Annotated in this window: 21 protein-coding genes, 1 tRNA gene, 1 pseudogene and 1 riboswitch; of the genes and pseudogenes, 14 read left to right on the top strand and 9 right to left on the bottom strand. The window is 71.7% G+C overall.

Annotated elements, in window-relative coordinates; translation table 11 throughout:
* Nucleotides 1-48: 48 nt before the first annotated feature.
* From AB0D27_RS32995 to AB0D27_RS32970, 6 genes are read left to right on the top strand one after another with little or no spacing between them, the layout of a single operon-like run.
* A complete protein-coding gene (locus AB0D27_RS32995) occupies nucleotides 49-1371 on the top strand; it encodes a beta-ketoacyl-[acyl-carrier-protein] synthase family protein (protein WP_362516033.1) in 1323 nt (440 codons plus the stop codon).
* Complete coding sequence (locus AB0D27_RS32990; protein ID WP_362516079.1) at nucleotides 1368-2513, top strand: beta-ketoacyl synthase N-terminal-like domain-containing protein; 1146 nt, start codon at nucleotides 1368-1370, stop codon at nucleotides 2511-2513. Before AB0D27_RS32995 ends, AB0D27_RS32990 begins: the two co-directional genes overlap by 4 nt.
* Nucleotides 2510-3496, top strand: coding sequence for a beta-ketoacyl synthase N-terminal-like domain-containing protein (locus tag AB0D27_RS32985; RefSeq protein WP_362516031.1), 987 nt, complete (start codon nucleotides 2510-2512; stop codon nucleotides 3494-3496). Before AB0D27_RS32990 ends, AB0D27_RS32985 begins: the two co-directional genes overlap by 4 nt.
* Entirely contained in the window at nucleotides 3496-4365 is an 870-nt protein-coding gene (locus AB0D27_RS32980) for an alpha/beta hydrolase (RefSeq protein ID WP_362516029.1), read from the top strand. Before AB0D27_RS32985 ends, AB0D27_RS32980 begins: the two co-directional genes overlap by 1 nt.
* A 5-nt stretch (nucleotides 4366-4370) precedes the next feature.
* Nucleotides 4371-5579: a beta-ketoacyl synthase N-terminal-like domain-containing protein gene (locus AB0D27_RS32975; protein ID WP_362516027.1), complete on the top strand. Its 1209-nt coding sequence runs from the start codon at nucleotides 4371-4373 to the stop codon at nucleotides 5577-5579.
* 26 nt (nucleotides 5580-5605) lie between these two features.
* On the top strand, nucleotides 5606-6286 hold the full coding sequence (locus tag AB0D27_RS32970; RefSeq protein WP_362516025.1) for a DsbA family protein: 681 nt from the start codon (nucleotides 5606-5608) through the stop codon (nucleotides 6284-6286).
* Between the two features lie 174 nt (nucleotides 6287-6460).
* Here AB0D27_RS32970 and AB0D27_RS32965 read toward each other — a convergent pair.
* Nucleotides 6461-6533: transfer RNA gene (locus tag AB0D27_RS32965), tRNA-Arg, on the bottom strand.
* A 310-nt stretch (nucleotides 6534-6843) separates the two neighbouring features.
* Between AB0D27_RS32965 and AB0D27_RS32960 the strand changes: the two genes are divergently transcribed.
* From AB0D27_RS32960 to AB0D27_RS32945, 4 genes are all read left to right on the top strand, one after another.
* Nucleotides 6844-8451, top strand: a complete 1608-nt coding sequence (locus AB0D27_RS32960; protein WP_362516023.1) for a dynamin family protein — start codon at nucleotides 6844-6846, stop codon at nucleotides 8449-8451.
* Nucleotides 8448-10481 carry a YfjP family GTPase gene (locus tag AB0D27_RS32955; protein ID WP_362516022.1) on the top strand — a complete coding sequence of 678 codons (2034 nt, stop codon included), beginning with the start codon at nucleotides 8448-8450 and terminating at the stop codon, nucleotides 10479-10481. The genes AB0D27_RS32960 and AB0D27_RS32955 overlap by 4 nt, the downstream gene beginning before the upstream one ends.
* 377 nt (nucleotides 10482-10858) lie before the next feature.
* Complete coding sequence (locus tag AB0D27_RS32950; protein WP_362516020.1) at nucleotides 10859-11326, top strand: single-stranded DNA-binding protein; 468 nt, start codon at nucleotides 10859-10861, stop codon at nucleotides 11324-11326.
* Nucleotides 11327-11608: 282 nt separating this feature from the next.
* Nucleotides 11609-12997 (top strand): Cys-Gln thioester bond-forming surface protein, encoded by a 1389-nt coding sequence (locus tag AB0D27_RS32945; RefSeq protein ID WP_362516078.1) that lies wholly within the window; start codon nucleotides 11609-11611, stop codon nucleotides 12995-12997.
* Nucleotides 12998-13074: 77 nt separating this feature from the next.
* On the opposite strand, the gene AB0D27_RS32940 is transcribed toward AB0D27_RS32945, so the two are convergent.
* Entirely contained in the window at nucleotides 13075-13434 is a 360-nt protein-coding gene (locus AB0D27_RS32940) for a helix-turn-helix domain-containing protein (RefSeq protein ID WP_362516019.1), read from the bottom strand.
* 81 nt (nucleotides 13435-13515) lie between these two features.
* Nucleotides 13516-13716: riboswitch (cobalamin riboswitch) on the top strand.
* Between the two features lie 27 nt (nucleotides 13717-13743).
* Here AB0D27_RS32940 and AB0D27_RS32935 point away from each other — a divergent pair.
* On the top strand, nucleotides 13744-14847 hold the full coding sequence (locus AB0D27_RS32935; RefSeq protein ID WP_362516017.1) for a HoxN/HupN/NixA family nickel/cobalt transporter: 1104 nt from the start codon (nucleotides 13744-13746) through the stop codon (nucleotides 14845-14847).
* 49 nt (nucleotides 14848-14896) lie between these two features.
* Here the strand turns inward: AB0D27_RS32935 and AB0D27_RS32930 are convergent, their stop codons facing one another.
* The gene (locus AB0D27_RS32930) at nucleotides 14897-15631 is read right to left on the bottom strand and encodes a YcnI family protein (protein WP_362516016.1); all 735 of its coding nucleotides are present in this window, start codon (nucleotides 15629-15631) and stop codon (nucleotides 14897-14899) included.
* Between the two features lie 30 nt (nucleotides 15632-15661).
* Nucleotides 15662-16243 (bottom strand): hypothetical protein, encoded by a 582-nt coding sequence (locus AB0D27_RS32925; protein WP_362516014.1) that lies wholly within the window; start codon nucleotides 16241-16243, stop codon nucleotides 15662-15664.
* Between the two features lie 123 nt (nucleotides 16244-16366).
* Between AB0D27_RS32925 and AB0D27_RS32920 the strand changes: the two are divergent.
* From AB0D27_RS32920 to AB0D27_RS32910, 3 genes and pseudogenes are all read left to right on the top strand, one after another.
* Nucleotides 16367-16854: pseudogene (locus AB0D27_RS32920) on the top strand (hypothetical protein); the annotation flags it as partial.
* 448 nt (nucleotides 16855-17302) lie between these two features.
* Entirely contained in the window at nucleotides 17303-17737 is a 435-nt protein-coding gene (locus tag AB0D27_RS32915; RefSeq protein WP_362516012.1) for a hypothetical protein, read from the top strand.
* A gap of 213 nt (nucleotides 17738-17950) precedes the next feature.
* Nucleotides 17951-19219, top strand: coding sequence for a glycosyl hydrolase (locus AB0D27_RS32910; RefSeq protein ID WP_362516010.1), 1269 nt, complete (start codon nucleotides 17951-17953; stop codon nucleotides 19217-19219).
* Here AB0D27_RS32910 and AB0D27_RS32905 read toward each other — a convergent pair.
* The 5 genes from AB0D27_RS32905 to AB0D27_RS32885 all read right to left on the bottom strand — a co-directional run bounded on the left by AB0D27_RS32905 (nucleotide 19216) and on the right by AB0D27_RS32885 (nucleotide 24639).
* On the bottom strand, nucleotides 19216-20391 hold the full coding sequence (locus AB0D27_RS32905) for a GNAT family N-acetyltransferase (protein WP_362516009.1): 1176 nt from the start codon (nucleotides 20389-20391) through the stop codon (nucleotides 19216-19218). The two genes, AB0D27_RS32910 and AB0D27_RS32905, sit on opposite strands and share 4 nt — an antisense overlap.
* Nucleotides 20391-21056, bottom strand: a complete 666-nt coding sequence (locus tag AB0D27_RS32900; protein WP_362516008.1) for a lipopolysaccharide biosynthesis protein — start codon at nucleotides 21054-21056, stop codon at nucleotides 20391-20393. The genes AB0D27_RS32905 and AB0D27_RS32900 overlap by 1 nt, the downstream gene beginning before the upstream one ends.
* 7 nt (nucleotides 21057-21063) lie before the next feature.
* Nucleotides 21064-22194, bottom strand: coding sequence for a glycosyltransferase (locus AB0D27_RS32895; RefSeq protein WP_362516006.1), 1131 nt, complete (start codon nucleotides 22192-22194; stop codon nucleotides 21064-21066).
* Nucleotides 22191-22883 carry a polysaccharide deacetylase family protein gene (locus AB0D27_RS32890; protein WP_362516004.1) on the bottom strand — a complete coding sequence of 231 codons (693 nt, stop codon included), beginning with the start codon at nucleotides 22881-22883 and terminating at the stop codon, nucleotides 22191-22193. Before AB0D27_RS32890 ends, AB0D27_RS32895 begins: the two co-directional genes overlap by 4 nt.
* Nucleotides 22884-22971: 88 nt before the next feature.
* Entirely contained in the window at nucleotides 22972-24639 is a 1668-nt protein-coding gene (locus AB0D27_RS32885; RefSeq protein ID WP_362516076.1) for a lipid II flippase MurJ, read from the bottom strand.
* Between the last annotated feature and the right edge of the window lie 10 nt (nucleotides 24640-24649).

The raw sequence follows: 24649 nt of genomic DNA, 5'->3' as shown, positions 1-24649 counted from the left end.
CCGGATCCGGGTGAGGACCCGTTCGCGACAGTGGATCGGAAGGGTGGCATGTCAGCACAGCAAGTCGTACCGCAGCTTGCCCAGCAAGCCGTCGAGCCGGCCGGAGGAGAGGCACGCCACCGGGTCGTCCTCACCGGATTCGGCGTGGTCTCCAGCATCGGGCTCGGCGTGGCCGAGTTCCTCCAGGGTCTCAGGGAGGGCCGCAGCGGGGCCAAGCCCATCACCGTGTTCGACACGGAGGGGTTCTCGCATTCGACCGGATGCGAGGTCACCTGGTTCGACCCCGCACAGTGGGTCAAGGAGCTCGACCTGGTCCAGCTCGGCCGGGCCACCCAGTTCTCGGTGGCCGCGGCCCGGATGGCCCTGGAGGACTCCGGCCTCGACCTCGCCCGGCTCCGTGAGCAGCGGGGCCTGATCTCCATCGGCACGACCGACGGGGAGTCGTACGACCTCGACCAGCTCGTCGAGGCCGAAATCAGCGAGGGCCCCGAGCGGATGGACCCGACGGCGGTACGGCGGGTCCCCGCGGGACGGCTCTCGGTGGCCATCGCCCAGGAGCTGGGCCTCAGCGATGTGGAGGCGGTGACCGTCCCCACCGCCTGCGCGGCGGGCAACTACGCCATCGGCTACGGCTTCGACGCCGTGGCGTCCGGCGAGGCCGAGTTCGCGTTCTGCGGCGGCGCGGACGCCATGTGCCGCAAGACGTTCACCGGCTTCTACCGGCTCGGCACGATCGCGCCGGACCGCTGCCAGCCCTTCGACGTCGACCGTAAGGGCATCCTGACGGGCGAGGGCGCCGGCGTCCTCGTACTGGAGCGGCTGGACTCGGCCCTCGCCCGCGGCGCGCACATCTACGCCGAAGTGCTGGGGTACGGCCTCAACTGCGACGCGTACCACCAGGTGGCCCCCAACCGGGACAGCGTCGCCCGGGTCATGGAGCGCGCCCTGGAGAACTCCGGCGTCAAGCCGGACCAGGTCGACCTGATCTCCGCGCACGGTACCGGCACCAAGGCCAACGACGTCACCGAAGTCGGCGCGATCCGCCAGGTGTTCGGCGACACCCCGCCGCGGACCGTTTCGGTGAAGTCGATGCTCGGGCACAGCATGGGCGCCGCCAGCGCGCTCGGCGCGATCGGCTGCGCCCTCGCCATCGACAACCGCTTCGTCCCGCCCACCATCAACCATGTCACCAGCGACCCGGAGTGCGACGTCGACTGCGTGCCGAACCAGGCCGTCGAGGCCGACCTGAGGATCGTCCAGAACAACGGGCTCGCCTTCGGCGGCAACAACGCGGTGGTGCTCCTCGGCCGTTACGACGGCGCGGTCGGCCCTTCCGTGGCGACCCGTGCGAAGGAGGCTGTGTCGTGCTGAGCCAGTCCATCACCGGCATCGGCGCCGTGGCGAGCATCGGCAGAGGCGTCGACGACCTCTTCGAGAACCTGTGCGCCGGCGTCACCGGCCACGCCCCGCTGCGCGGCTTCGACCGGGCCAACTTCCGTGCCCAGTACGCCTATGAGGTCGACGACCGGCCCGCCGAGGGCATCGACGTGCCGGCCCGCGCCACCGCTCTGCTGCTCGACGCCGTCGCCCAGGCGGCCAAGGACGCGGGCCTCGGGGAGGACCTCAGCGGCATCCCCGTCCTGGTCGGCACGGGGCTGCGCGAGCTGCGCTCCGTGGAGCTGTGGTGGCGCGGCGATGCCGAACTCACCGAGGACGGGCTGCACTTCGGGCCCGCCCTGCGCGAGCGCTTCGGCGCCGAGAAGACGTACACCTTCTCCAACGCCTGCTCCGCCTCGCTGTACGCGCTCGCCCTCGGCTCGGATCTGCTGGCTCGGCCGGACGGTCCCGGCACCGTCATCGTGGCCGGTGTCGACGTACTCACGGAGAGCATGTACGGACTGCTGGAGCGCGTGCATCCGGCGGCGCCCGAGCGGGTCAGGCCCTTCGACCGCCATCGCACCGGAGTGCTGATGGGCGACGGTGCGGCCGCCATCGTCCTGCGTCGGCAGGACAGCGCGCAGGACGGTCGGCAGGTGCACGGCCGGCTGCGCGGTGTCTCCGTCAACTGCGATGCCTTCCACGCCACCGCGCCCTCGCCCGAGGGCATCGCCGGGGCGATGCGGCAGGCGTACGCGGCTGCCGCGATCGAGCCCAAGGACATCGACCTGGTGATGCTGCACGGCACCGGCACCCTCCTCAATGACGAGGCCGAGGCCATCGCCCTGGCCGAGGTGCTCGGCGCGGACGCGGACAAGCCCCTGATGACCGCGATCAAGTCGATGACCGGACACACCTCGGGCGGATCCGGCCTGCTCAATCTGGTGGTCGGCCTGCGGGCCCTGGACCAGGGCCGGATACCACCCACCGTCGGTCTGGACGATCCCGTGGACGAGGCGGCCGACTTCCGCTTCGTGACGGGCGCGGAGCGCCGGGCGGAACTGGAGACCATGCAGTTGAACGCGTTCGGCTTCGGCGGAATCAACGCGGTGGCGATCGTGGAGGCGGCCCGATGAGCGTTCTGGACACCCGTACCGCCGACGGCACGGTCGTCATCACCGGCGTCAGCGTCCTGGTCCCCGGCGCCGACAGCCCGGAGGCGCTCGCCGCCGGCCCCGGAGCCGACGGGCGGCCCGTCGCACCGGAGACGCTGGTCGGCAAGAAGGGCCTGCGCTACAAGGACCGGGCCACCCAGCTCGCCTACTGCCTGGCCTCAGCTGCCCTCATGGACACCGGACTGCTCGACGAGGACGGGTTGACCGTCCCGGGAGAGAGCGTCGGTGTCATCGCGAGCTCCAACTTCGGCAATCTGGACACCGTCACCCGCGCCCTGGACACCATCAGGGCGGAGACGGTCTCGGCGACCTCGCCGATGGACCTGCCGAACGCGTCGAGCAATGTCATCGCCTCCTCGGTGGCGATCAGGTTCGGTCTGCGCGGCCCCAACCTGATGGTCTGCAACGGAGCCACCTCGGGCCTCGACGCCCTGCACTGGGCGGCCACGGTGATCGGCTCGGGCCGGGTCGACCGGGTGCTCGTGATCGGCGTGGAGCCGGACAACGAGGCGGTACGACGCCTCCTCGGCGACGGCCGCACGGGCGTCGACGGCGGCGCGGCCCTCGTCCTGGAACGCGCCTCGGCGGCCCGCAGCCGCTCGGCCGCGGTGCGTGCCGTCTACGGCGGCTACACGATGACCGACGGCGTCCGCGCCTGTGTCGAGGACCTCGGCAGCACGGGCGGCCCCGCCCCCGTCCGCTGGCAGGTCCCGCAGGGGTCCGCCGGATGCCTGCCCGACGATCTGCTCCCCGGCGTGCCGCGGGACGGCTTCGGACCCGGACTCGGCCAGGCATCCGGTGCCCTGGGTGTACTCCAGTGCGCGGCGGCCACCGGCTGGTTCGACGAGGGCGGTACGGGCCCGGTGTACGCGGTGGCGAGCGCGGGCCTGCTCGGCGCCACCTCCGGTGTCTCGCTGCTGGCCCCTGCGGGGAGCCCACGGTGATGCGACCCCCCGCACCGTCGGCTCCCGTCGCGCTGCGGCGGCACTCCGGTGCCGCCGCGGCCGGCGCCCCCAAGATCCTTTTCCTGCACGGCCTCGCGGGCAACGACACCGTGTGGGACGAGTCCGCGCGGCAGCTGCAGCCCGAGCACGAGGTCTGGTCCGCGCAGCTGCCCTGGCGCGGCCAGGGTGTCACCGGCTGGGGCCGGGCCGCCGACCTCACTCCCTGGGTCGAGGAGGCACTGCTCTGCGTACCCGGCGGTGTGGACGTGGTGGTCGCGCACTCGATGTCGTCCAATGTGCTGCTCGAGCTGCTCGACCGGGCCGGCCGCGCGGACGGCGACCCGTTCACCGGCGCCTTCGCCGACCCCTTCGCGCGCTTCGGCATCCGGGCGCTCGTCCTCGTCTCGCCGTTCTACCGGGGCACGGCCGAGGAGTTCGACTGGGGCACCATCACCCACTACCTCAACGACTTCCATCTGATCCTGGAGGAGGGCATCCGGGCGCACTCGGGCGGCCGGGTGTCGCCGGAGACAGAAGTCGCCATGGCGGAGCGGGTCAGGGAGTGGATCGGCCCGTACGGCTGGATCAGGTTCTTCGACCTGTTCCTGCGCACACCCGAGCTGCGGACGGCCCGGATCACCGTCCCTTGCCTGGTCATCGGTGGTGCGCATGACATCGCCACGCCGTCCGAGCACGCCATCGCGCTGGCCGGCGCGCTGCCCGACGCCCGGCTGCGGGTCCTGGGGCGCAGCGGGCACTTCCCGATGGTGGACGAGGCCGCGGCCTTCGGCGCCGAGCTGCGCGCCTTTCTCGGCTCCGTGCTGGTGCCCGCGCCCGCCCTGCAAGCGACCCTCACTACAGAAACGTGACGATCATGAGTGCTACCGCATCGGCCGGCCGCCGCCCGGTCATCACCGCCTGGTCCGCCGTCTCGCCGTTCGGCGTCGGCCGGGCCGCGTTCACCGAGGGCATCCGCGAGCGCCGCGACACGGCTGCGCCGCTGGCGTCTTCGTACCCCTCCTACGAGAAGACCCCGGAGCCGACCGCCTGCCTGGTACCCGGCTTCGACGTCCGCGAGGCACTCGGCCGCAAGGGCACCCGCTCCATGGACCGGGTCACCGGACTCACCGTCACCGCGGTCGGTGCGCTGCTCGGCGAGAGCGAGCGCAACCAGCGGGTCGGCACCGGCGAGGGCGCCGCCTTCGCGCTGGGCACCACGACCGGCAGCGCGCAGAGCATGATGGACTTCACGCGTGACTCGCTCACCGGCGAGCAGCCGTTCTTCGTCGACCCCGCGCAGTTCCCCAACACGGTGATGAACTGCGCGAGCGGCCAGAGCGCGATCTGGTACCAGCTCAAGGGCCCCAACACCACGATCGCGGGCGGCAGGGCGGCCGGGCTGCACGCCCTCAACTACGCGCGCAGGCTGCTGGCTTCGGGCCATGCGGAGAGTGTGCTGTGCGGCACGGCCGAGGAGTTCTCGCCGGCGCGTGCCTGGCTCGAGCACCACTCGGTCTCAGCCGAGCGTGCCGATTCCGCCGTCTCGGGTCCCTCGGGCTCAGGTCCCTCGGGCTCGGGTCGCACCGGCTCAGGTCCCTCTGGCTCCGCGCCCACCGGCTCCGCTCCCGTCGGCTCGGTTCCCCTCGGTGAGGGCAGCTCCATGCTGCTCATCGAACCCGCCGGGGCCGAGGACCAGCCCGTACTGGCCGAAATCCGCGCCGTCGAATTGGGCGTGGTGCTGGGCGGCGACGTCCACGCGGCGCTCTCCTCCTGCCTGCGCCGCGCTCTGGCCCAGGCCTCGGCGGACCCGGCGGAGATCGTGGTGATCGCCCGCTCCAGCGCCACCGGCCGGGCGGGGGACGACGAGCGTGCGGCGATCACGGAAGTCATCGGCGAGACCGGGGCCGTCGATCTGGCCCCCCATGCGCTGATCGGCGACACCGGCGCGGCGGCCGCGGGTTTCCAGACGGCGTCCGTGCTCGCGTACGCCGAGACCCAGCCGTCCGCCGCCGGCCGGCTCGGCCTGATCACCTCCGTGGACCGCACGGGCTCGGTCGGCTGCGCCCTGCTCCGCCTGTACTGAACCGACTCTTCGAGGAGCCCGTGACCATGTCCCGACGCCGCGCCCCCCGCTGGTATTTCTCCTTCCGCAGCCCGTACTCCTGGATGGCCTATCGCGACCTGACCGAGCGCTACCCGGACGTCGCCGACGCCATCGACTGGCTCCCCTTCTGGGAGCCCGACGAGCCCACCGCCCAAGACCTGACCGAGCGGGGCATACGCCTCCCCTATGTGCCGATGTCCCGCGAGAAGCACCTGTACATCCTGCAGGACGTCCGCAGGCTGGCCAGGGAACGCGATCTCGAGATGGTCTGGCCGCAGGACCCGGATCCGCGCTGGGAGGTCTCACACCTCGCCTACCTGGTCGCGAACCGCCTGGGCCACGGCCGCCCCTTCATCGACGCGGTCTACCGCGCCCGCTGGGAACACGGCAAGGACATCTCCGACCCCGCCGTCATGGCCGGCATCGCCGTCGGCCTCGGTCTCGAACCGGGGTCCCTCGCCGGCGCGGCCACCGACCCGGCCGTACGCGCCGAAGGCCTCGTCTCCATAGAACTCCTGCACCGCGACGGCGTCTTCGGCGTCCCGTATTTCATCGACGGCTTCGACAAGTACTGGGGCATCGACCGCCTCCCCGCCTTCGTCTCCCGCATCCGCGCCCAGCACCTGCCGCCCGAACTCCTCACGACCGCCACGGTCGACCAGGGCCACGCGGGCGGCTGCGGCTGAACCGGCACACATCGGCACCAGCTCCCGCGTCGCCGATTCCGGAAGCGTGCGAACCCGCACCGCCACGCTGCCGCCGCCCCCGCGATCACTCGGGGGCGGTCCGGCGTTTCCGCGCGCGGGAAGACCGGCCCTGACCAGCAAAAAAGCCCTCCCAGAGGGAGGGCTCTCAGTGGGCGCCCCCGGCAGGACTCGAACCTGCGGCCAAGCGCTTAGAAGGCGCCTGCTCTATCCACTGAGCTACGGGGGCCGGGTGTGGTGGCCTGTGTCCTGGTGCCCGGGTGTGGGCTGATCCGTGACCTTGCCGGGGACAAGGATAGGGCTCCCTTGTCCCTGTCCCTCATGCTTCGCCTCCGTGGCTCGATGTGGAGGTTCAGTGAAGCGGTCCTGATAATCGCAGGCAGGTACGAATCGTGCACCGCTTTTGGCCTCTCGCGCACCGGGTGTTGTGCACTCGTTATGCCTGCGCCCCAGTCATCCCTTCCGCCCCGTGTGTCCTGTCGGCGCGCAGACATGCCCATATGCTTCAGAATGCCTCCAAAATTGGGCATTCTTCGCATGTGGTGACCTTGGACGTACGGCCTCAGCTGCTCGACGCACTCTCCGCCCTGCGCGACCGTGTCGCCGCCGCACGCTTCCCGCTGCCCCTGGCGGGGGCTCCACGCGCGCGTGCCAACCGCGACGAACTGCTCGCACAGCTCGACGATTATCTGGTGCCCCGGTTGAGAGAACCCGAAGCACCGCTCCTCGCCGTCATCGGGGGGTCGACGGGCGCGGGCAAGTCGACTCTCGTCAACTCCCTTGTGGGGCACCGGGTCAGCGAGGCGGGCGTACTGCGGCCGACGACCCGTACGCCGGTGCTGGTATGCCACCCGGAGGACCATCACTGGTTCAGCGGGATGCGCGTGCTGCCCGCGCTCACGCGCGTGTGGGTGCCCCATCAGGAGCCCGGTGACGAGCTCCCCGCCCTCACCGAACACGGGGAGCGGGTGCTGCGCATCGAGACCGCCGACACGCTCCCCCGCGGCCTCGCCCTCCTCGACGTGCCCGACATCGACTCCCTCGTCGCCGACAACCGTGTCCTGGCGGCCGAACTGATCTGCGCGGCCGACATCTGGGTCATGGTGACCACGGCCGCCCGCTACGCCGACGCCGTGCCGTGGCATCTGCTGCGTACGGCCAAGGAGCACAAGGCGACATTGGTGACCGTCCTGGACCGGGTGCCGCACCAGGTGGTGTCCGAGGTCTCGCGGCAGTACGGGGCCCTGCTCACCAAGGCCGGGCTCGGCGAGGTGCCCCGCTTCACCGTGCCCGAGCTGCCCGAGTCCGCCTGGGGCGGCGGGCTGCTGCCCGCGACCGCCGTCGCACCGCTGCGTGCGTGGCTCACGCACCAGGTGCAGGACCCGGGAGCCCGCCACGAGACGATGGCCCGTACGGCCTACGGAGTCCTCGACTCGCTGAAGTCCCGGATGCCCGAGCTGGCCGGCGCGGCCGCCGCGCAGTACGCCGCCGCGCTACGGCTCACCGCGGCCGTCGACGGGGCGTACGACAGCGAACACGCGCGCCTGAAGGGGCGTTTGCAGGCCGGTGCCGTGCTCTCCGGAGACGCGCTCAAGCGCTGGCGTGCCTATCCCCTCGACTGCACCGCCGGCGAGCTGCTCGACGCCCTCCTCGAGAGCCTGAGCGCCCTACTGCTGTGCTCCGTCACGGCCGCCGACGAGCGCGTGGATGAGGCGTGGCGGCGCGAACCGGCCGCGGACGCTCCGGGGCTGACGGACCGTGACCCGATGCTGGAAAGCGCCGAGCACCGGATCGGGATGGCCGTACGACGCTGGCGGCGCATCCTGGTGGAGTACGCCGAGGAGGAGGTGCGCTACCTCGAACGGAGCGTCGCGCCGGACGCCGAGGTGGTCGCCGCTCTGGTCGCCACGGCGCTCCTGGGCGGCCGCAGGGCGCGGACCGCGGGCGAGGGGCTCGCCGATCGGATCGGGGCGCACGGTGCGCTGCGGCTGCGGGACCGGGGCGGCCGGCTGCTCACGGACTACATCGACAGGGCGCTGTACGCCGAACGTGAACGCCGTCTCGCGCCCCTCGACGCGCTCGATGTCCATCCAGAACCCCAGGCCGAACTGATCGCCGCGCTGTCCGTACTGCAGAAGGAGAGGTGACCGCGGTGACTGCCGTCGCAGACCACACGGATCACGCCGACCGTCCCGGAGACGACCGGGAGGGCCATTCCGAAGACGACCTCTCCACGGACGCCGCTTCCGAACAGAGCCCCCTTGGGGAGGCGGATTCCGAGAACCGGACCCAGCAGAGCGCCGAGGCCGAAGCCCCCTCCGAAGAGGAGGTCCCTGAGAAAACCGCCTCCGACGACCAGCGCGACAAGTACGACAAGGGCGAGAGTGGCGAGAGTGGCGACAAGGGCGACAGGCACGACGCACACGCGCGCGTGAAGGACGACGACACGACCACGCGCGCGGAGGGCGGCCCCGCCTGGGACGACGGCCTCATCGCACGGCGTGTGTCCGAGACGACCACCGGGCAGGAGGCGCCGGTAGTGGAGACCAGGCCGCCCGCCGTGCAGTCCCCGCCCGTCCCTCTCGCGTACGACGGACCGCTGCGTTCCCGCCTGGACGCGCTCCGCGAGCTGGTGGGTCTGTCGCGCACCCGGCTCGACAGCAGGACACTCGCCGAGGCGAGCCGGGTGCTCGACGAGGCGGCGGCACGCCGCAGGCTTTCCGGGGAGCACACCGTGGTCGCCATCGCCGGGGCCACGGGAAGCGGCAAGTCGCAGCTCTTCAACGCGCTCGCCGGTGTGGCCATTTCGGAGACCGGGGTGCGCAGGCCGACCACCGCGGCCCCCATCGCGTGCAGCTGGAGCGACGGCGCGGCGACGCTCATCGACCGGCTCGGGATCCCCGGCCGGCTGCGCAGACGTCCGCTGCAGAGCCCCGAGGCGGAGGCGCAACTGCGCGGCCTCGTCCTGGTCGACCTGCCCGACCACGACTCCGCGGCCGTGCAGCACCGCGAGCAGGTGGACCGCATCCTGGCGCTCGTCGACGCGGTCATCTGGGTCGTGGATCCGGAGAAGTACGCCGACGCCATCCTCCATGAGCGCTATCTGCGGCCCATGGCCGGGCACGCGGAGGTCACCTTCGTAGTCCTCAATCAGGTGGACCGGTTGCCCGGGGAGGCCGCCGACCAGGTCCTCGACGATCTGCGCAGGCTGCTCGACGAGGACGGGATCGCGCTCGGCGAGTACGGCGAACCGGGCGCGACCGTGCTGGCGCTGTCCGCGCTCACCGGGGACGGGATCGGCGAACTGCGGGAGTGTTTGGGCCAGTTCGTCGCCGAGCGTGGCGCCGCCGCACGTCGAATTTCGGCCGATCTCGACTCGGCCGCCGTGCGACTGCGGCCCGTCTACGCGACGGGACGGCGCGCGGGGCTCAGCGAGGAGGCGCGCGAGGAGTTCGCGGACCGGCTCGCGGACGCGGTGGGCGCGGTCGCGGCCGGGGACGCGGCCGAGCGCGCGTGGCGCCGCAATGCCAACCGCGCCTGCGGAACGCCCTGGCTGCGGCTGTGGCGCTGGCACCAGGACCGGCGCGAACCCCCGACCGGACGCCTGCCCGTACGGGCCCCCGAGGACGAGGAGGCCACGGCACGCCAGCGTGTCGAACAGGCCGTACGTACGGTGGCGGACCGGGCGGCGTACGGGCTTCCCGCGCCCTGGGCGCAGGCGGTTCGCGAGGCGGCCGTACGCGGGGCGCAGGGGCTGCCCGAGGCGCTGGACGAGATGGCGGCGCGTGCCACGGCGCCGGTGGGGCGTCCGCTGCGGCCCGGCTGGTGGCCGGTCGCCGTGCTCGCGCAGGCGTCGATGACGATCCTGCAGGTCATCGGTGGGCTCTGGCTGGTGGGGCAGATCATCGGGGTCACGGCACCGAATCTCGGGGTGCCGGTGCTGCTGATGGTGGCGGGCATCGTCGGCGGTCCGGTCGTCGAGTGGAGCAGCAGGATGGCGGCGCGCGGGCCCGCCCGGCGCTACGGGCTCGAAGCGGAACGACGGCTGCGGGAGGCCGCCGGCGGGTGCGGCAGGGCGCGCGTGCTGGATCCGGTGGCGGCTGAGCTGCTGCGCTACCAGGAGGTGCGCGAGCAGTACGGGCGGGTCACGGGGGCGGCGTCCGCGCCCGTCGGGTGACGCGGGCACCGGCGTGGTGCGCGAGCACCGCTGTGGTGACGCGGGCACCGGCGTGCTGGCGCGGGCACCACTGTGGTGACGCGGGCACCGGCGTGCTGGCGCGGGCACCACTGTGGTGACGCGGGCACCGCTGTGGTGACGCGGGCACCGCTGTGGTGACGCGGGCACCGCTGTGGTGACGCGGGCCCTCGGTCGGAGGGACGCGGCCATTCGGTCCGAAGGCGCGGTCACTCGGTCGGGTGACACGGTTTTCCACAACCAGCCGGTAGCACACAGCGCTCAGCGGGCTCGGCCCGACGGAGGCAGTCTGAATTCGCGGCGATCGCAGCGCATGCGATCGCCGCGACAGACGCAGCCGTACGGGAGAGGGGTTCGGGATGAACGAGACAATGGTCTGCGCGGTGGGGAACGTGGCGACGCAGCCGGTGTACCGGGAGCTGGCGAGCGGTCCGTCCGCGAGGTTTCGACTCGCGGTGACGGCGCGGTACTGGGACCGCGAGAAGAGCGCGTGGACGGACGGACACACCAACTTCTTCACGGTGTGGGCCAACCGTTCGCTCGCCACGAACGTGGCGGCATCGGTGTCGGTGGGCGACCCCGTCATCGTGCAGGGCAGGTTGAAGGTGCGCAGTGAGGTGCGCGAAGGGCAGAGCTGGACGTCGGCAGACATCGACGCGGTGGCGATCGGCCACGACCTTTCCCGCGGTACGTCGGCCTTCCGGCGCCCCTCCAAGGAGAGTGACGTGACGTCGGCGCCCCGCCCGGAGCCCAGTTGGGAGACGGAGCCACCAGAGCAGTCGGAGGCCGCGACCCAACAGCTGCCGGAGCCAGCGGGAGTGACGTGATGTCAGGACTCGGGACGCCCTGACCGAACTGCGGCTTATCGACAAATGCGTTGCGAACGATCCCGATGGATTTGTCGATAAGCGCAGCTCACAGGCGTATCGAGCGATAACGATTCCGAGTCGGATCGGTCATCCGATGACATGACTGGGGAGTGCGGTGCGGCCGCTTCCTTAGGATGCGGGGCATAGCTCACGGGGCTTCTGATTCTGCCGGCGGGACCGTCCCCCCATGTCAACGGGTCCTGCGCGAAAGGGAATTCTGTGTTTTCTTCGTTGTCTGCGTTGTCCGCGCGCAGGCGAAGGGCCGCCCGTGTCGCCACCGCGACGCTGGTGTCGGGGCTCGTCGCCGCGGGGGCGATCGCCACCGCGGGTACGGCCGTCGCGGATGAGATCCCGCAGAACCCGGGCGGTGCGACCGCAACCATAGGTGACCTGAAGACGTACGGGTCCGCCGTCGTCCACGACAACGGCGAGGACTCGTGGGTGTCCGCGGGCCTGTTCGAAATGTCCGTCGACGACGGTGGCACGCTGCAGACCTACTGCATCGATATTCACAACCCGACGCAGCGGGACGCCAAGTACCAGGAGACCCCCTGGAGCGGTACGTCGCTCAGCGGCAACAAGGACGCGGGAAAGATCCGCTGGATCCTGCAGCACTCCTACCCGCAGGTGAACGACCTCGCGGCACTCGCCGAGAAGGCCGGCGTCAGCGGCCTCACGGAGAAGGACGCGGCAGCCGGCACTCAGGTGGCCATCTGGCGGTACTCGGACGGCGCCGACGTGGACGCGGTGGACCCGCGGGCGGAGAAGCTCGCGGACTACCTCCAAAACAGCGCCCGGAACCTAGTGGAGCCCAAGGCATCGCTGGCCCTCGGCCCGGCGGCGGTCTCCGGTCACGCCGGGGAGAAGCTCGGCCCGGTCACGGTGCACACGAACGCGGGCAGCGTGACGGTGACGCCGCCCGCGGACGCCGCCGCCGACGGGGTGAAGATCGTCGACAAGGACGGCAAGGTGATCACCTCCGCATTCGACGGCAGCCGGCTCTACTTCGACGTGCCGAAGGACAGCTCGGACGGGTCGGCCGCGCTGACGGTGCAGGCGTCCACGACCGTGCCGGTCGGCCGCGCCTTCACCTCGGAGACCCGCAGCCAGACACAGATCCTGGCGGGCTCCAGCGAGTCGACGGTCTCCGCGACGGTGACCGCGAACTGGGCCGAGAAGGGCGCGATACCGGCCCTGTCCGCCTCGAAGAACTGCGCCGAGGGCGGCGTGGACATCACGGCGGCCAACAAGGGCGACGAGGCATTCACCTTCGAGCTGATGGGGATCGAGCACACCATCGAGGCGGGCGCGTCCCAGACGGTCACCGTCCCCCTGCAGGAGGACCAGGCGTACGACTTCACGATCAGCGGTCCGAACGGCTTCGCGGAGCGGTTCAAGGGCGTACTCGACTGCGAGATCCAGGGCAGCGCGAACGACGTCTCGACCCAGACGGTCAGTGAGCCGAGTCCCGCGTCGGTCGGCGGCACCTCCACCGGCGGGACCGATCTCGCCGAGACCGGCGGCTCCAGCACGACCCCGCTCATCGCGGGCACAGCCATCGCCCTCGTCGTGATCGGCGGCGCGGCATTGTCCTTGGTCCGCAAGAAGAAGGCACCCGCCCAGGACTGAGCAGCACAGCGCTGAGCAGCACCGCACCTTGGCAACTCAACAGTGAGCGACGAGGCGCCCCGCACCCCTGGGGCGGCTCAGCCCTTGTCGGACGCGCAGTGTTCCAGGAGGTCGGCGGTCGGGCCGTCGGTCACCCGATAGCGCACGACCCGGCCGTCCTTGTCGCCCTCGACCACCCCGGCGGTACGGAGCAGCCGCAGGGCCTGGGACACGGCGGGGTCGTTCATGCCGGTCGCGATGGCGAGGTCGGAGACGGCGAGGGGGCCGGCCCGGTGCAGGGCCAGCAGAAGGGCGAGGCGACGCGGGTCGGCGAGCAGCGAGAAGCGGTCGGCCCAGGTGCGTACGTGCCCGGGCTCACCGATGGCGGCGACGGCGTCGCAGACCCGGTGGCCGTCGATGGTCCTGCGGTCGGCGCGCTCGGCGGGAACGAGGTGCATGCGGGCCATCTTCGCAGGCGCCGCTGTGTGATCTTCAATACCTGCGCAGCTGTGCAGCTATGCAGGAGAACCCGTCGGCCAATACGGTGGGCGGGCCGTGGTGTTCGGGAAGCCGGTGACGGCCCTTCAGGGGCCCAGACCGGAGCGGCCCTCGCCACTGTGATCGGGGAGCTCCCGTCCCGTGCCGCCATCAGGCGGCGCCACTGGCCCCGAGGCCGGGAAGGCAGGGCCGGGCGCGTGCACCCGTAAGCCAGGAGACCGGCCACGGCATCTCACGAAGTGATCCACGAGGTGCTGGAGCGTGACCGAATGACCCTGCCCACGCAGTCGTCCCCACCCGCCGCCGGGTTCCGCTGGAGGCGCGAGGACACCGTACGAACCGCCGTTCTCCTGGCCATGATCGCGGCGCTGCACGTCGTCGCGTTCGGCATCCTGTTCCTGCTCGTCGAGCCGGAGCACTACGAGGTCGGCTCCCAGGCGTTCGGCATCGGCCTGGGCGTCACCGCGTACACACTGGGCATGCGGCACGCGTTCGACGCGGACCACATCGCCGCGATCGACAACACCACACGGAAGCTGATGGCCGACGGCAAACGGCCGGTGTCGGTGGGCTTCTGGTTCGCGCTCGGGCACTCCAGTGTGGTGGTCCTGCTCGCCGCGCTCATCGCCGGGGGCACCCAGCTGGCCGGGCGGATCATGAACGAGGGCTCCAGCACCCACCAGGTGCTCGGCGTCATGGGCACGACGGTCTCCGGATCGTTCCTCTACCTCATCGCCGCCCTCAACCTCGTGGCGCTCGTCGGCATCCTGCGGGTCTTCCGGGCGATGCGCGCGGGCAGGTACGACGAGGCCGAGCTCGAACAGCACCTGGATTCGCGGGGGTTCATGAACCGGATCCTGGGCCGCTTCACGAAGTCCATCACGCGGCCGGGGCAGATGTTCCCGCTCGGTTTTCTCTTCGGCCTCGGCTTCGACACGGCCACCGAGGTCACGCTGATGGTGATGGCGGGCAGCGGTGCGGCGGCCGGGCTGCCCTGGTACGCGATCCTGTGCCTGCCGCTGCTGTTCGCGGCGGGGATGAGCCTGTTCGACACCCTGGACGGCACGTTCATGAACTTCGCCTACCAGTGGGCCTTCTCCAACCCGGTGCGGAAGGTCTTCTACAACCTCACCATCACCGGCCTGTCCATCGCGGTGGCGTTCTTCATCGGCACGATCGAGCTGGTGAGCGTGCTGCACGACAAGTTCGACCTGCGTGACGCGGTGACCGGCTGGATCGCGGGACTCGACCTGGACAACGTCGGATACATCATCGTCGGCCTGTTCGTCGTCGTCTGGGCCGCGGCCGTGGCGTACTGGCGACTGGCGAAGGTCGAGCAGCGGTGGGCGGTCCGCCCCGCCGAGGGGAGTTGAGACCGGCGGGGCGGCCGCCGCAGCCCGGCCGGGGGCGGGCGCAGCCCTGCTAGGAGCGGGCGCTCCTGCCGCGGGCGAGGGCGAAGCCGGCCGCGATCAGGCCGAGGACGCCGACGACCAGACCGGCGATGCCCAGGCCGCGAGCGGTCGAGTCACTGCTCTTGTCGCTCGCGGTCGAACTCTTGGCGTCCGAGGCCGACGCAGTGGCGGAGGGTCCCCCGGAGGAGTCCTCGCCCGCGCCCTTGGCCGTGAGCGTGAGCACCGGCGCCGGGTTCTCCGGCTCCGCGCCGCCCTTCGGCGTCTCCTCGATCCACCGGACGACGTTGCCGTCCGAGTAGGTCTGCAGCGTCTTGAAGCTCAGCTGACCGGTGTCGTCCGGCAGTTGACCGAACGCCACGTCGAAGTCCTGGTACTCGCCGTGGCGGATCCTGCCCCCGGTCCAGGTGATCTCGGAGACGGCGTCGGTGATGGTGCCGTCGTCCGTCTTGATGGGCGTCTTGAGCTTGCTGGTCGTCACCTTCGCGGTCCAGCCCGCCTGCGGGGTGACCAGGACGCCCAGGACCGGATGGTCGGTGGGCAGGAAGACCTGCACCTTCGTGGTGCTGGCGGTGTCCTCCTCGTTGGGGACGCGGAAGGTCAGGAGGCCGTCCGTGGCGCCCTTGGCGTAGCTCTCGGGGTGGACCGTCACATGCGCGAAGGCCGCGCCAGCGGCGGTCAGGACACCGGCCGTGGTGAGGGCGGCGACCAGGCCGGTCCGGCGCAGGGTGGTACTCATCGGGGACATCAGGGAACTCCGTACTGGTGGGGTATGCGGTCAGGGCGTGTACGCGAGCCCCGTCGGCGGTCCCCGACGCGAGACGGCGTGCCGCAGCAGCACCTGCCGAGTCGCCGACGGCTCAGCCGTGTTCCGGCATACGACATCCCCGTACGCCCTTGCGTGAGAGCGTCGCGTGCTCTCCCGCCACCACGCCGCGAGCCCCGGCACGAGCGTCACGGCCCACCGCAGCAGGGACCACAGCGCGGCCTCGCCGCGCCGCAGCCACCAGGTGGCGATAAGGGCGGCCGCCAGGTGGGCGGCGGTGGCGTGCGGGGTCATCACATGCGGGTGCGTCATATGCGCTCCGTGCATGGTCATCGCCATCTGCGGCCGGGCCGCCTCGAACCCGGCATGGAGCGCGACCTGTGCGACCAGCATCCCGCCGCCTATCCCGACGAGGGACCGCTCCCGGCCGCCCAGCAGACAGCCGGCGGCGAAGACGGCGAGGAATCCGGCGCCGTCCGCCCACAACGGCGGCAGCTCGCCCGTCGCCAGCCGGTGGCCGCCGACGGCCAGCAGGACGCAGAGCACGGCGAACACCGCCGCGCGCAGGATCCGTACCGCCAGGGACGCACTCATGGAGCCCAGATACTGCCATGGGCGGCGAGCGGCCGTCGAAGCTTCGCGGGAGCCGCCTCCTGCCGGGCGGCCGCAGGTGCCCACTCGGCGCTCGGGTTAGGGCCCGGTTGAAACCGGGAGGGCCTGACATGCGACTTCGCTGACGTCGCCACCGAGGTCGCCGACTGGTCGCCGGTGGCCGATGGCCGACGAGGTGGAAGTCGTCAGCTTCGGCCAGCACTTCACCGACGAGGAAACGCTGGCCGCCGCGCTCGCGGACCTCGACACCGTCGTCACCCTGCGCGAGCTGCGGTGGTCGACGCGCTGCTCGGTCCTCCGGCGTCGGCGTGGGACGGTGCCTTTCCCGGCGTCGTTGCCGGCCCGGCTGCCGCACCTGAGGCTGCTGATCGCCTCCGGCATGCGCAACACGTGATCGACTGGCGGCCGCCGAGGCGCACGGCGTGACCGTGTGCGACACCCCGAGCTCCTCGACGCCTCCGGTCGAGCTGACCTGCGCGCTGCTGCCCGGCCTCGCGCGAGGCATCGTCACGGAGAACAACACGCTGCGGTCGGGCGGCCCCTGGCAGAGCACGATCGGCGCCGATCCGCACGGCCGCCGAGGACTACTCGGAGCAGATCGAGGCGCTGTACGGCGAGTGAGCCCCGTCGGGCAGAAGGCGGGCGATCGGGTGAATTCCCCGGCAATACACGCGTCTCGGTTTCTTCGGGCCTCCATCTCTCGTTCACAGTCTGCAGGTCGTGGCGAGTGTGAACGTGCGGCGTCACGGTCCCTGCGATGACCCTGCGGAACCCGGCAATCGAGAAAAGCGCATCAACGACTGACGTCGGCGCGGCACGGCAATACGGACGTGCCGCGCCGGCTCTGGAGCAGCCCCCTTCATCTGGCTCCAGGGCCGGCTTCCCATTCCCTCTGAGAGGAAGACAACGAGAGTGCGACAGACCCTGAGCAAGGGATTGGTCGTGGCCGCCGCCGCGACAAGCGCCCTGTCTCTGTGCGGCACATGGGCGTCCGCGGACTCCGGTCCGCGTGGGACAGCAGTGGAATCGCCCGCTGCGCTGTTGGGCAATACGGTTCAGAGCGCCACCCCGGATGAGCCGGACGCCCTGAAGTCCGTGCTCGGAGACAGCACGCCCGGGTACGGCACGGACGACTCGCCCGGCTACGGTGCCAAGGACACGTCCGGATACGGCGCCGAGCACACGTCCGGATACGGCGCCGAGGAGCCGAGTGGCAAGCCCTCCTGCGAGTGCGACGACTCTCCCACGCCCACACCCAGCAAGGCGACCACGCCGCCCCCGAAGACCACCCCGTCGCCCACGCCTGTCGCGTCGAAGACACCGCCCGTGACGCCAACCCCTCGGGAGCTCACGCCTCCCCCGAAGATGGCCGAAACCGGCGCTGAGAGCGTCCTCGCAGCCACGGCCGCCAGCGGGGCGCTCCTGGCCGCCGGAACCATCCTCTACCGGCGAGGCCGGACCGCGTCCCGTCGGTAGTGCACCGGGTGCCGGACGCCTCGCGCCCGGCACCCGCCGCCCCTCCTCCGTCCGCCGCGCCGCCCGCGGCGGGGGGTGCAGTGAACGCAATTACGTCTCGTGCGGTCATCCTTGCGGGCCATAGCGCCGAGCCGACCGACTCAATTTGGTGCATTTAGCGTATATATGGCTATGCCTCAGTCTATGGGACGTAGCCGCACCAAAGGAGTGGGAATGCCGTCTGAGCGTCGCCGGTCCACCCTCAGGCGATTGGCGCTCGTCACCGCCGGGGTGTTCGCGTCAGCGGCTGTTGTTCCGAGCCCGACCCTCGATGCCGACAACGCGCAGCGCTGCGTACCGGTTGCGCAGTCCGCGACGCCGACCGCGTCTCCGGCGGCGCGGCCCGCCGGTCCCAGCCCTTCCGAATGCCCTGCCAACGGGGCGTATGCCCCCTCGGGAACGGCAGCGCGCCCGCCTGCGTTCGGTGCGTACCTCCACTACGGGCCCCCCGGGGTGGAGCTCATGAAGAGGCTCAGCCAGTGGCTCGACGGCTCCGAGGTGCGCGTGGGGCACACGTATCTGCCGGGGGACCTGTGGCGCAACATCGAGGGCGCGCCGGGCTTCCTCGACAGCTGGGCCGACTGGCGGCGGGCCAAGGACGACCGGCTCTTCGTGCTCAACGTCCCGATGATGGAACGCAACGAGGTACATGTCCCCAACACGAGGGTCAGACGGCTGCTGCGACGCGCCGCGGCCGGCGAATTCGACCAGCACTTCCGGGCACTGGCCCAGCACCTCGTCGACCTGGGGGCGCCGGACACGATCCTCGTGCTCGGCTGGGAGATGAACGGCATCACGTACACCCATCGCTGCGGCCCTGATCCGGAGGCCTGGAAGACGTACTGGCGGCGCATCGTCACCGTCATGCGCTCGGTGCCCGGACAGAAGTTCCAGTTCGACTTCGCCCCGAGCCGGGGCACGGATGCCATTCCGTGGCCGGAGTGCTATCCCGGTGACGACGTCGTCGACATCATCGGCATGGACTCGTACGACCAACCACACGGAATCTCGTTCGACGGGCAGGTGTCCGAACCCTACGGACTGCAGGACCAGGTGAACTTCGCGAAGACTCACGGCAAGCCGATCTCGTACCCGGAATGGGGTCTGTACCGCAACGGCGACAGCGCGACGTACATGCTGCGCATGCTCGCCTGGATGGACGAGCACAAGCCGCTGTACAACACGATCACCGACTACTGCCCGCACGGCGTGTGGCTGTGCTCCACCAATCCCCGGGCATCCGCCCTCTACCGCGCGGCGCTGGCCGGTCAGCACGCGCCGGATCCGGAAGCGGAGCCGTCGGTCCCCACCTCGCCCGCGCCCACGGCTCCCCTGGAGCCGCATCCGACACCGAATCCGACACCGGCGTCGGATCCGACGGCAACGGCCACGCCCACCCAGACCCCCGACTGCGCGTGCACGCCGACAGAACCCCCCGACTAGGTGGACCACTTGGCAGACGGCAAGCCCGCCGTCTGCCCGAGTGGCGGGAGCGTTACCGGGATCCCAGGGGATTCGGCGATGGGGTTCCGGCGCAGGACCTTCTTGGCCCAGCGTCGCGCGGCGGCCTCGCAGCCGGCGGCCGCCAGCAACGGCGCGGTGCGGCGACGGGCCAGCAGAAGACGCTGGTTGACGATCGTCTCCGGGCCCCAGCGGTGCTTGTACGGCTCGTTGCCGCGCAGCAGGCTCAGGACCTGGCTCTCGTCACCGGCCGCGAGATGCTCGGTGGAGGCGCGCAGCAGCATCGTCGCCACGTCCGCCTTGTGCTCCCGCAGTTGTGGGTCGACGCCGTACAGATACAGGCCCGCCAACCTCCTCGACAGCAGCGTCAGATCGACCGCCACCACCGCGCCATCGAGAACGAACTCCCTCATGGTCGCCTCGCCGGACCGGACCATCGGGCCCACCGCGCGGACCAGGTGCTCCAGGAACCGCGGCCGCAGGTGCTCCGGCGTCACCTTCCTGCCCTGCCACTGCAGCAGGTGCAGCTCAAGGAGCCGACGCAGCGCACCCTCGGTCTCGTCGTCACGCACGACGCGCCACTCGACGCCGAGCCGGGTGAGCTTTCTCATCTTGTTGCGGATCCGCTGGGCGCGCGCCGACGGCAGCCGCCCGATCAGCTGGTCCAGGGGGACGGCCGGCAGCTCCAGGCACTCGGAGTCGGGCACTCGGTGACGCGGACCGCGCCAGCAGCGGTAGATCCGCTCCACCGCGGCGCCCGGCCGCACCTCGCGGAAGTCGATCAGGGCGGTGCGGGCCAGGTCGGCCAGGGCGTCCGCCAGCGCCAGGGCGCCCTGAGCAGCCGCCGTCTCGTCGAGGAGCACATCGCAGAAGTCGGAGATGGCGCCACCGAGCGGCACCAGCGCCGGCCACGGGCGGTGCACACGCATCAGCGGTGCGGCAGCCAGCAGTTCACCGCGTCCACGCACCAGGACGAGCCGAAGCTCGCCCGGCGTTCCGTACGACAGCCACCACGAGTGCAACCAGGCGTGGCTCTGGAACGGCGTGGCCGACCGGCAGGACCGGTGCAGCCGCCCCCACTCCCCGGCCAGCTCCGCGAACGCGCGCTCGTCGGTGCACACCTCCACCGACAGCGCGCGGCCGGATGCGGTCATCACAGCGTCCCGTGGGCGTCGGCCGCGAAGGCCGGGCCTGGCACCTGCGCCCGCCCCCGATCGTCGTCCGTCGCCCGCCGCGGCCGGGCCAGCAGTGCGAGGCCGCCCAACAGGCCTCCGGCGCTCGCCCCCACGAGCGAGGTCAGCGCCGGGGACTCGGACGACGGCTCGGACGGTTTCGGGGCACGGGACAGGCGCACGAGCCCGATGCCGGTGTCGTCCTTGGTCTGGTTGGCTTGCTGGGTCAGTGCGCGGGACACGGCGTTGGCGATGTCGGCGGCCTGGTCGGGGCGCTTGGACGTCGCCGTGATCGCGACCATCGGCGCGTCGGGCGAGGTCGCCGCCTGCACGCTCCTGCGCAGCGTCTTCACCGGCACGCCCGCCCACACCTGCGCGTCCGCCAGCACGGCGAGCTGCGTCACGACGCGGCCGTACGCCTGCGCGAAGCCGAGTGCCGCCGCGGGGTCGGCCTTCGTTTTCCCGGCCGGTACGGCGATGACATAGCTCGTGGCCGTGTACTGCGGTGGCTTCATCACTCCGTACGCGCCGCCGGCCGCGGCGCCGAGCAGCGCGCCGACCGGGATCAGCCACCGCACGAGCAGCCGCGACGTGCGCGCGAGAGTCCGGCGAGGCGGTCGCACGGGCTGGCTGGGGTTGTCGGTCATCAGGGACTCACTTCCAGGTTGAGCCGGACAGGACTGCCGTGTACACGTCCATCAGTTGCCGGGCGGTGCGCTCGATGCTGTAGTGCCGCACGGCCTCCGGGACGGCTCGTTCCCCGGGTCCTGCCGCGCGCAGCCGCAGCAGTTCCCGCGCATACGTCTCGGCACCGCCCGTGAGGCGCTGGGCACCCGGAGCCGTGTCCGGTGGCAGATCCGCGAGGGCGGGGGCGGTCGTGTACAACACGGGGAGCCCAGCCGCGAGCGCCTCCAGCACGGCCAGGCCGAACGTCTCGTCCGTGCCGGGCGCGGCGAGCACGTCCATCGCGGACAGCAACGCGGGGAGATCGGGCGCCTCGCTGCGGGGATCCGGCAGGTAGGGGAGCTCACCGGTCAGAACCACTCGGTCCGCGATCCCCAGCTCTCGCGCGGTGCGCCGCAGTGCCTCCTTCTCGGGCCCGGCACCGGCCAACAGCAGCCGTACGTCGCCGGGCAGCCGGGCCACCGCGCGCACGACCACGTCGAAGCGCTTGCCGGGGACGAGGCGACCGATGCCGCCCACCACGTACGCTTCCTCGGGCAGTCCGTAGAACGCGCGGGCCTCCTTGCGGCGCACCTCGTCGAACCGGAAGCGGGATGCGTCGATGCCGTTCGGGACGACGTGGATGCGCTCATCGGGCACGCCCCAGCGGCGCAGCAGCCGGGCGACCGTTGGTGAGACGGCGACCGTGACCCGGCCAAGACGTTCGGTGGCCAGGTACAGGGCCCGGATACCCGCATTCAGGGTCCTGCCTTCCAACCGCGTCGCGCACAGCGAGTGCTCGGTGGCCACCACCGCCCGGACACCCGCGAGGCGCGCGGCGATCCGGCCGTACACGCATGCCCGGTACAGGTGCGTGTGCACCACGTCGTAGCGGCCGGCGCGGATCTGCCCGACCAGCCGGAAGAGGGAACCGAGGTCCCGGTTGCCGCGCATGCCGAGGTCGGTCACGCGGACGCCGTCGGCTGCCAGCCCGTCCGCGACGTGACCGGGATTGGTCAGGGTGATCACGTCGCACTGCGCGGGCAGATGGCGTACCAGCACGCGCAGTTGTTGCTCGGCTCCGCCCACGCCGAGACCGGTGATGATGTGCAGCACTCTCATGAGGCCTCCACGGCGCGTCCCCGGGCACGAGCCAGCCGCCGCTTCATTTCCAGCCGCAGCGCGGTGTCGGCCTGCCCGATGTGGAGGCGAGGCAGCGCCAGGTCGCCGGCGTTCTCGGGGCCGGGGGCGACGGCGCAGGCGTAGCGGTAGCCGGCGCCCTGCACGGCGGCTCTGACACGCGCGTCGACCGAGCCGTACGGGTAGCAGAAGCCCTGGATCTCATGGCCGGTGATCTCGGCGAGCAGGGCGCGGCTGCCGTGTACTTCGGCGTGCAGCACGTCGTCCGGGACCCGAGTCAGGTCGATGTGAGCGAGGCCGTGCGAGGCGACCTCGACGCCCGCGGCCACGAGGTGACGGATGTCGTCCGCGTCGAGCAGCCGCTTGCGTGGGCCGGACACCTCCCAGTCGTTCTCCCCGCCGAGTCGCCCGACCACCGGGAACACCGTGGCACCACACTGCCAGCGCCGCAGCACGGGCAGCGCGGTGGTGAGGAAGTCGGCGTACCCGTCGTCGAAGGTGAGCCCGACCAGCCCCCGCTCCTCCCCCCGGGCTCGGGCGTCGAGCAGCACCCGCACGCACACCCCGCGCAGGCCACGGCCACGCAACCAGGCGAGCTGGCTGTCGAGGCGGGCAGGGGAGACGGTGACGTTGAACGGGTCTTCCGTGCAGTCCGAGACGGAGTGGTACATGGCCACCCAGGCGGCGGGGCCCCGCCGGGGGCGTCCTCGTGCGATCGGTTCGGGGTCCGGTCCAGCCGTACGGGGAGCTTCGAAGGCGTCAACGACCATGGCGCAGCTTTCGTGTGAGGGAGCAACGGATGGTGAGGGAAGCGAAGAGGGTCAGAGACCTGGCGCCTGCCGCGTCCAGGACCCACGCCAGCAGGAGGTAGACGGCGGTGACGCCGAGGCAGCCCGCGGTGAGGGCGGCCAGGGGCGAGGTGAACGACTGTGCGCAGACGAGCCCGGCTCCGGCGGCGACCACCGCCGCGCCCACCGGCTTGGCCAGTTCGGCCACGACGCGACGGACGCGCACGGCGACGCTGTGCCTGCCCAGCCCGCGCAGCAGGAGCAGTGCGGTGAGGGTGATGCCGACCGAGTTGGCCGCGGCGATGCCGCACGCGCCCCAGAGCCCCACGGCCCAGGCGCCGATGACGGCGGTGGCGACCATGCCCACGGCCATCACGCCCGTGGGGTACCAGGTGGCGCGGCCCGCCGAGAAATACGACCGCGCCAGCGCGCCCACCAGCGTGTGGCCGAGCAGCCCGAGCGTGTACACCCGCAGGACGGCGGCGGTCGCGGCGGTGTCCTCGGACGTGAAGGCGCCGCGCTGGAAGAGGAGCTGGACGATCTGCGGGGCGCACGCCGTGATCGCGGCGGCGCCCAGCAGCGCGATGCGGGTCACCCTCACCAGATCCCGCTCGATACGCTCCCGGGCCCGCTGTGTGTCGCCCTCGGCGATGGCCCGTGCCAGCACGGGGAAGGTGACGACGCACAGCATCAGCGCCAGGGTCATGGGCAACTGCCCGATCTTCTGGGCGTAGTTGAGGTGCGAGATGGCACCGGCGGGCAGCCCGGAGGCGAAGCGGCGCTCGATGAGCACCTGCGACTGGCGGCACAGGGCGAAGAGCAGGACCGTGGAGACGAGGGCGAGCGTGAGCGGCCGGTCGCCGTCCGCGCCACACGCGGCGGCGGGCCGGTCGGGCCGCTCGGCGATCCGGCGCCACAGGGACGGCGCCTGCACGGCGACCATGAGGCACCCCCCGAGGGCGACACCGAGGGCAGCGGACCGCACGCCCCAGCGCTCGCTGAGGACGAACATCGAGGCGATGATCGCGGCGTTGTACGCGACGTAGATCGCCCCCGGGGCGAGATAGGTGCGGTGGGCCCGCAGCGCGGCACTGCAGTACCCGGCCAGCCCGAAGCTCAGCACGCAGGTCGCGGTCAGCCGGGTGCAGGCCACGGCGAGGGACGGGTCGGGCAGCCCGGGCGCGAGGACGGCGACCACGAGCGGCGCCCCGGCCGCGAGCACGGCCGCCGCGGCGGCGAAGGCGAGACACAGCCGCGGCAGCGAGGCGGCGACCAGCGCGCGCACCGGGTCGGAGGAAGCGCTCCCGCATGCGCGCTGCGCCAGCGCCACGCTGAACGCGGGCACGAGCACGAACGCCATCCCGTCCTCGATCAACAGCGTCGATGCCATTTCCGGCACGGTCCAGGCCACCAGGAACGCGTCGGTGCCCTCGCCGGCGCCGAAGAGATGCGCGAGCGTCTGGTCCCGGCCGAGTCCGAGCAGCGACCCGGCCACGGACAGCAGGGCGGAGAGAAACGTCGCCCTCGCGAGGAAGCCGCCCGAGGAGGTGTCCGTGCGGTCGACGGCCGCCGGGGGGGGGGGGCGGGGGGCCCGGGGTGTGGGCCGGGGACTGCCGGCGCGGTGGTTCCGGAGGCCGATCTCGCCTACC

Origin of the sequence: Streptomyces sp. NPDC048415, from assembly GCF_040651675.1 — a bacterium.
GTDB lineage: Bacteria > Actinomycetota > Actinomycetes > Streptomycetales > Streptomycetaceae > Streptomyces.
The sequence above is the reverse complement of the archived record's forward strand: the minus strand, read 5'-3'. Positions and strand labels throughout refer to the sequence as shown.

Bases quoted from the DNA above. Each gene is read 5' to 3' on its own strand.
- AB0D27_RS32950 (WP_362516020.1), top strand. From the start codon at position 10,859: ATGAACGAGACAATGGTCTGCGCGGTGGGGAACGTGGCGACGCAGCCG.
- AB0D27_RS32985 (WP_362516031.1), top strand. From the start codon at position 2,510: ATGAGCGTTCTGGACACCCGTACCGCCGACGGCACGGTCGTCATCACC.
- AB0D27_RS32910 (WP_362516010.1), top strand. From the start codon at position 17,951: ATGCCGTCTGAGCGTCGCCGGTCCACCCTCAGGCGATTGGCGCTCGTC.
- AB0D27_RS32980 (WP_362516029.1), top strand. From the start codon at position 3,496: ATGCGACCCCCCGCACCGTCGGCTCCCGTCGCGCTGCGGCGGCACTCC.
- AB0D27_RS32930 (WP_362516016.1), bottom strand. From the start codon at position 15,631: ATGTCCCCGATGAGTACCACCCTGCGCCGGACCGGCCTGGTCGCCGCC.
- AB0D27_RS32895 (WP_362516006.1), bottom strand. From the start codon at position 22,194: ATGAGAGTGCTGCACATCATCACCGGTCTCGGCGTGGGCGGAGCCGAG.
- AB0D27_RS32890 (WP_362516004.1), bottom strand. From the start codon at position 22,883: ATGTACCACTCCGTCTCGGACTGCACGGAAGACCCGTTCAACGTCACC.
- AB0D27_RS32995 (WP_362516033.1), top strand. From the start codon at position 49: ATGTCAGCACAGCAAGTCGTACCGCAGCTTGCCCAGCAAGCCGTCGAG.
- AB0D27_RS32935 (WP_362516017.1), top strand. From the start codon at position 13,744: ATGACCCTGCCCACGCAGTCGTCCCCACCCGCCGCCGGGTTCCGCTGG.
- AB0D27_RS32905 (WP_362516009.1), bottom strand. From the start codon at position 20,391: ATGACCGCATCCGGCCGCGCGCTGTCGGTGGAGGTGTGCACCGACGAG.
- AB0D27_RS32970 (WP_362516025.1), top strand. From the start codon at position 5,606: ATGTCCCGACGCCGCGCCCCCCGCTGGTATTTCTCCTTCCGCAGCCCG.
- AB0D27_RS32940 (WP_362516019.1), bottom strand. From the start codon at position 13,434: ATGCACCTCGTTCCCGCCGAGCGCGCCGACCGCAGGACCATCGACGGC.
- AB0D27_RS32900 (WP_362516008.1), bottom strand. From the start codon at position 21,056: ATGACCGACAACCCCAGCCAGCCCGTGCGACCGCCTCGCCGGACTCTC.
- AB0D27_RS32975 (WP_362516027.1), top strand. From the start codon at position 4,371: ATGAGTGCTACCGCATCGGCCGGCCGCCGCCCGGTCATCACCGCCTGG.
- AB0D27_RS32925 (WP_362516014.1), bottom strand. From the start codon at position 16,243: ATGAGTGCGTCCCTGGCGGTACGGATCCTGCGCGCGGCGGTGTTCGCC.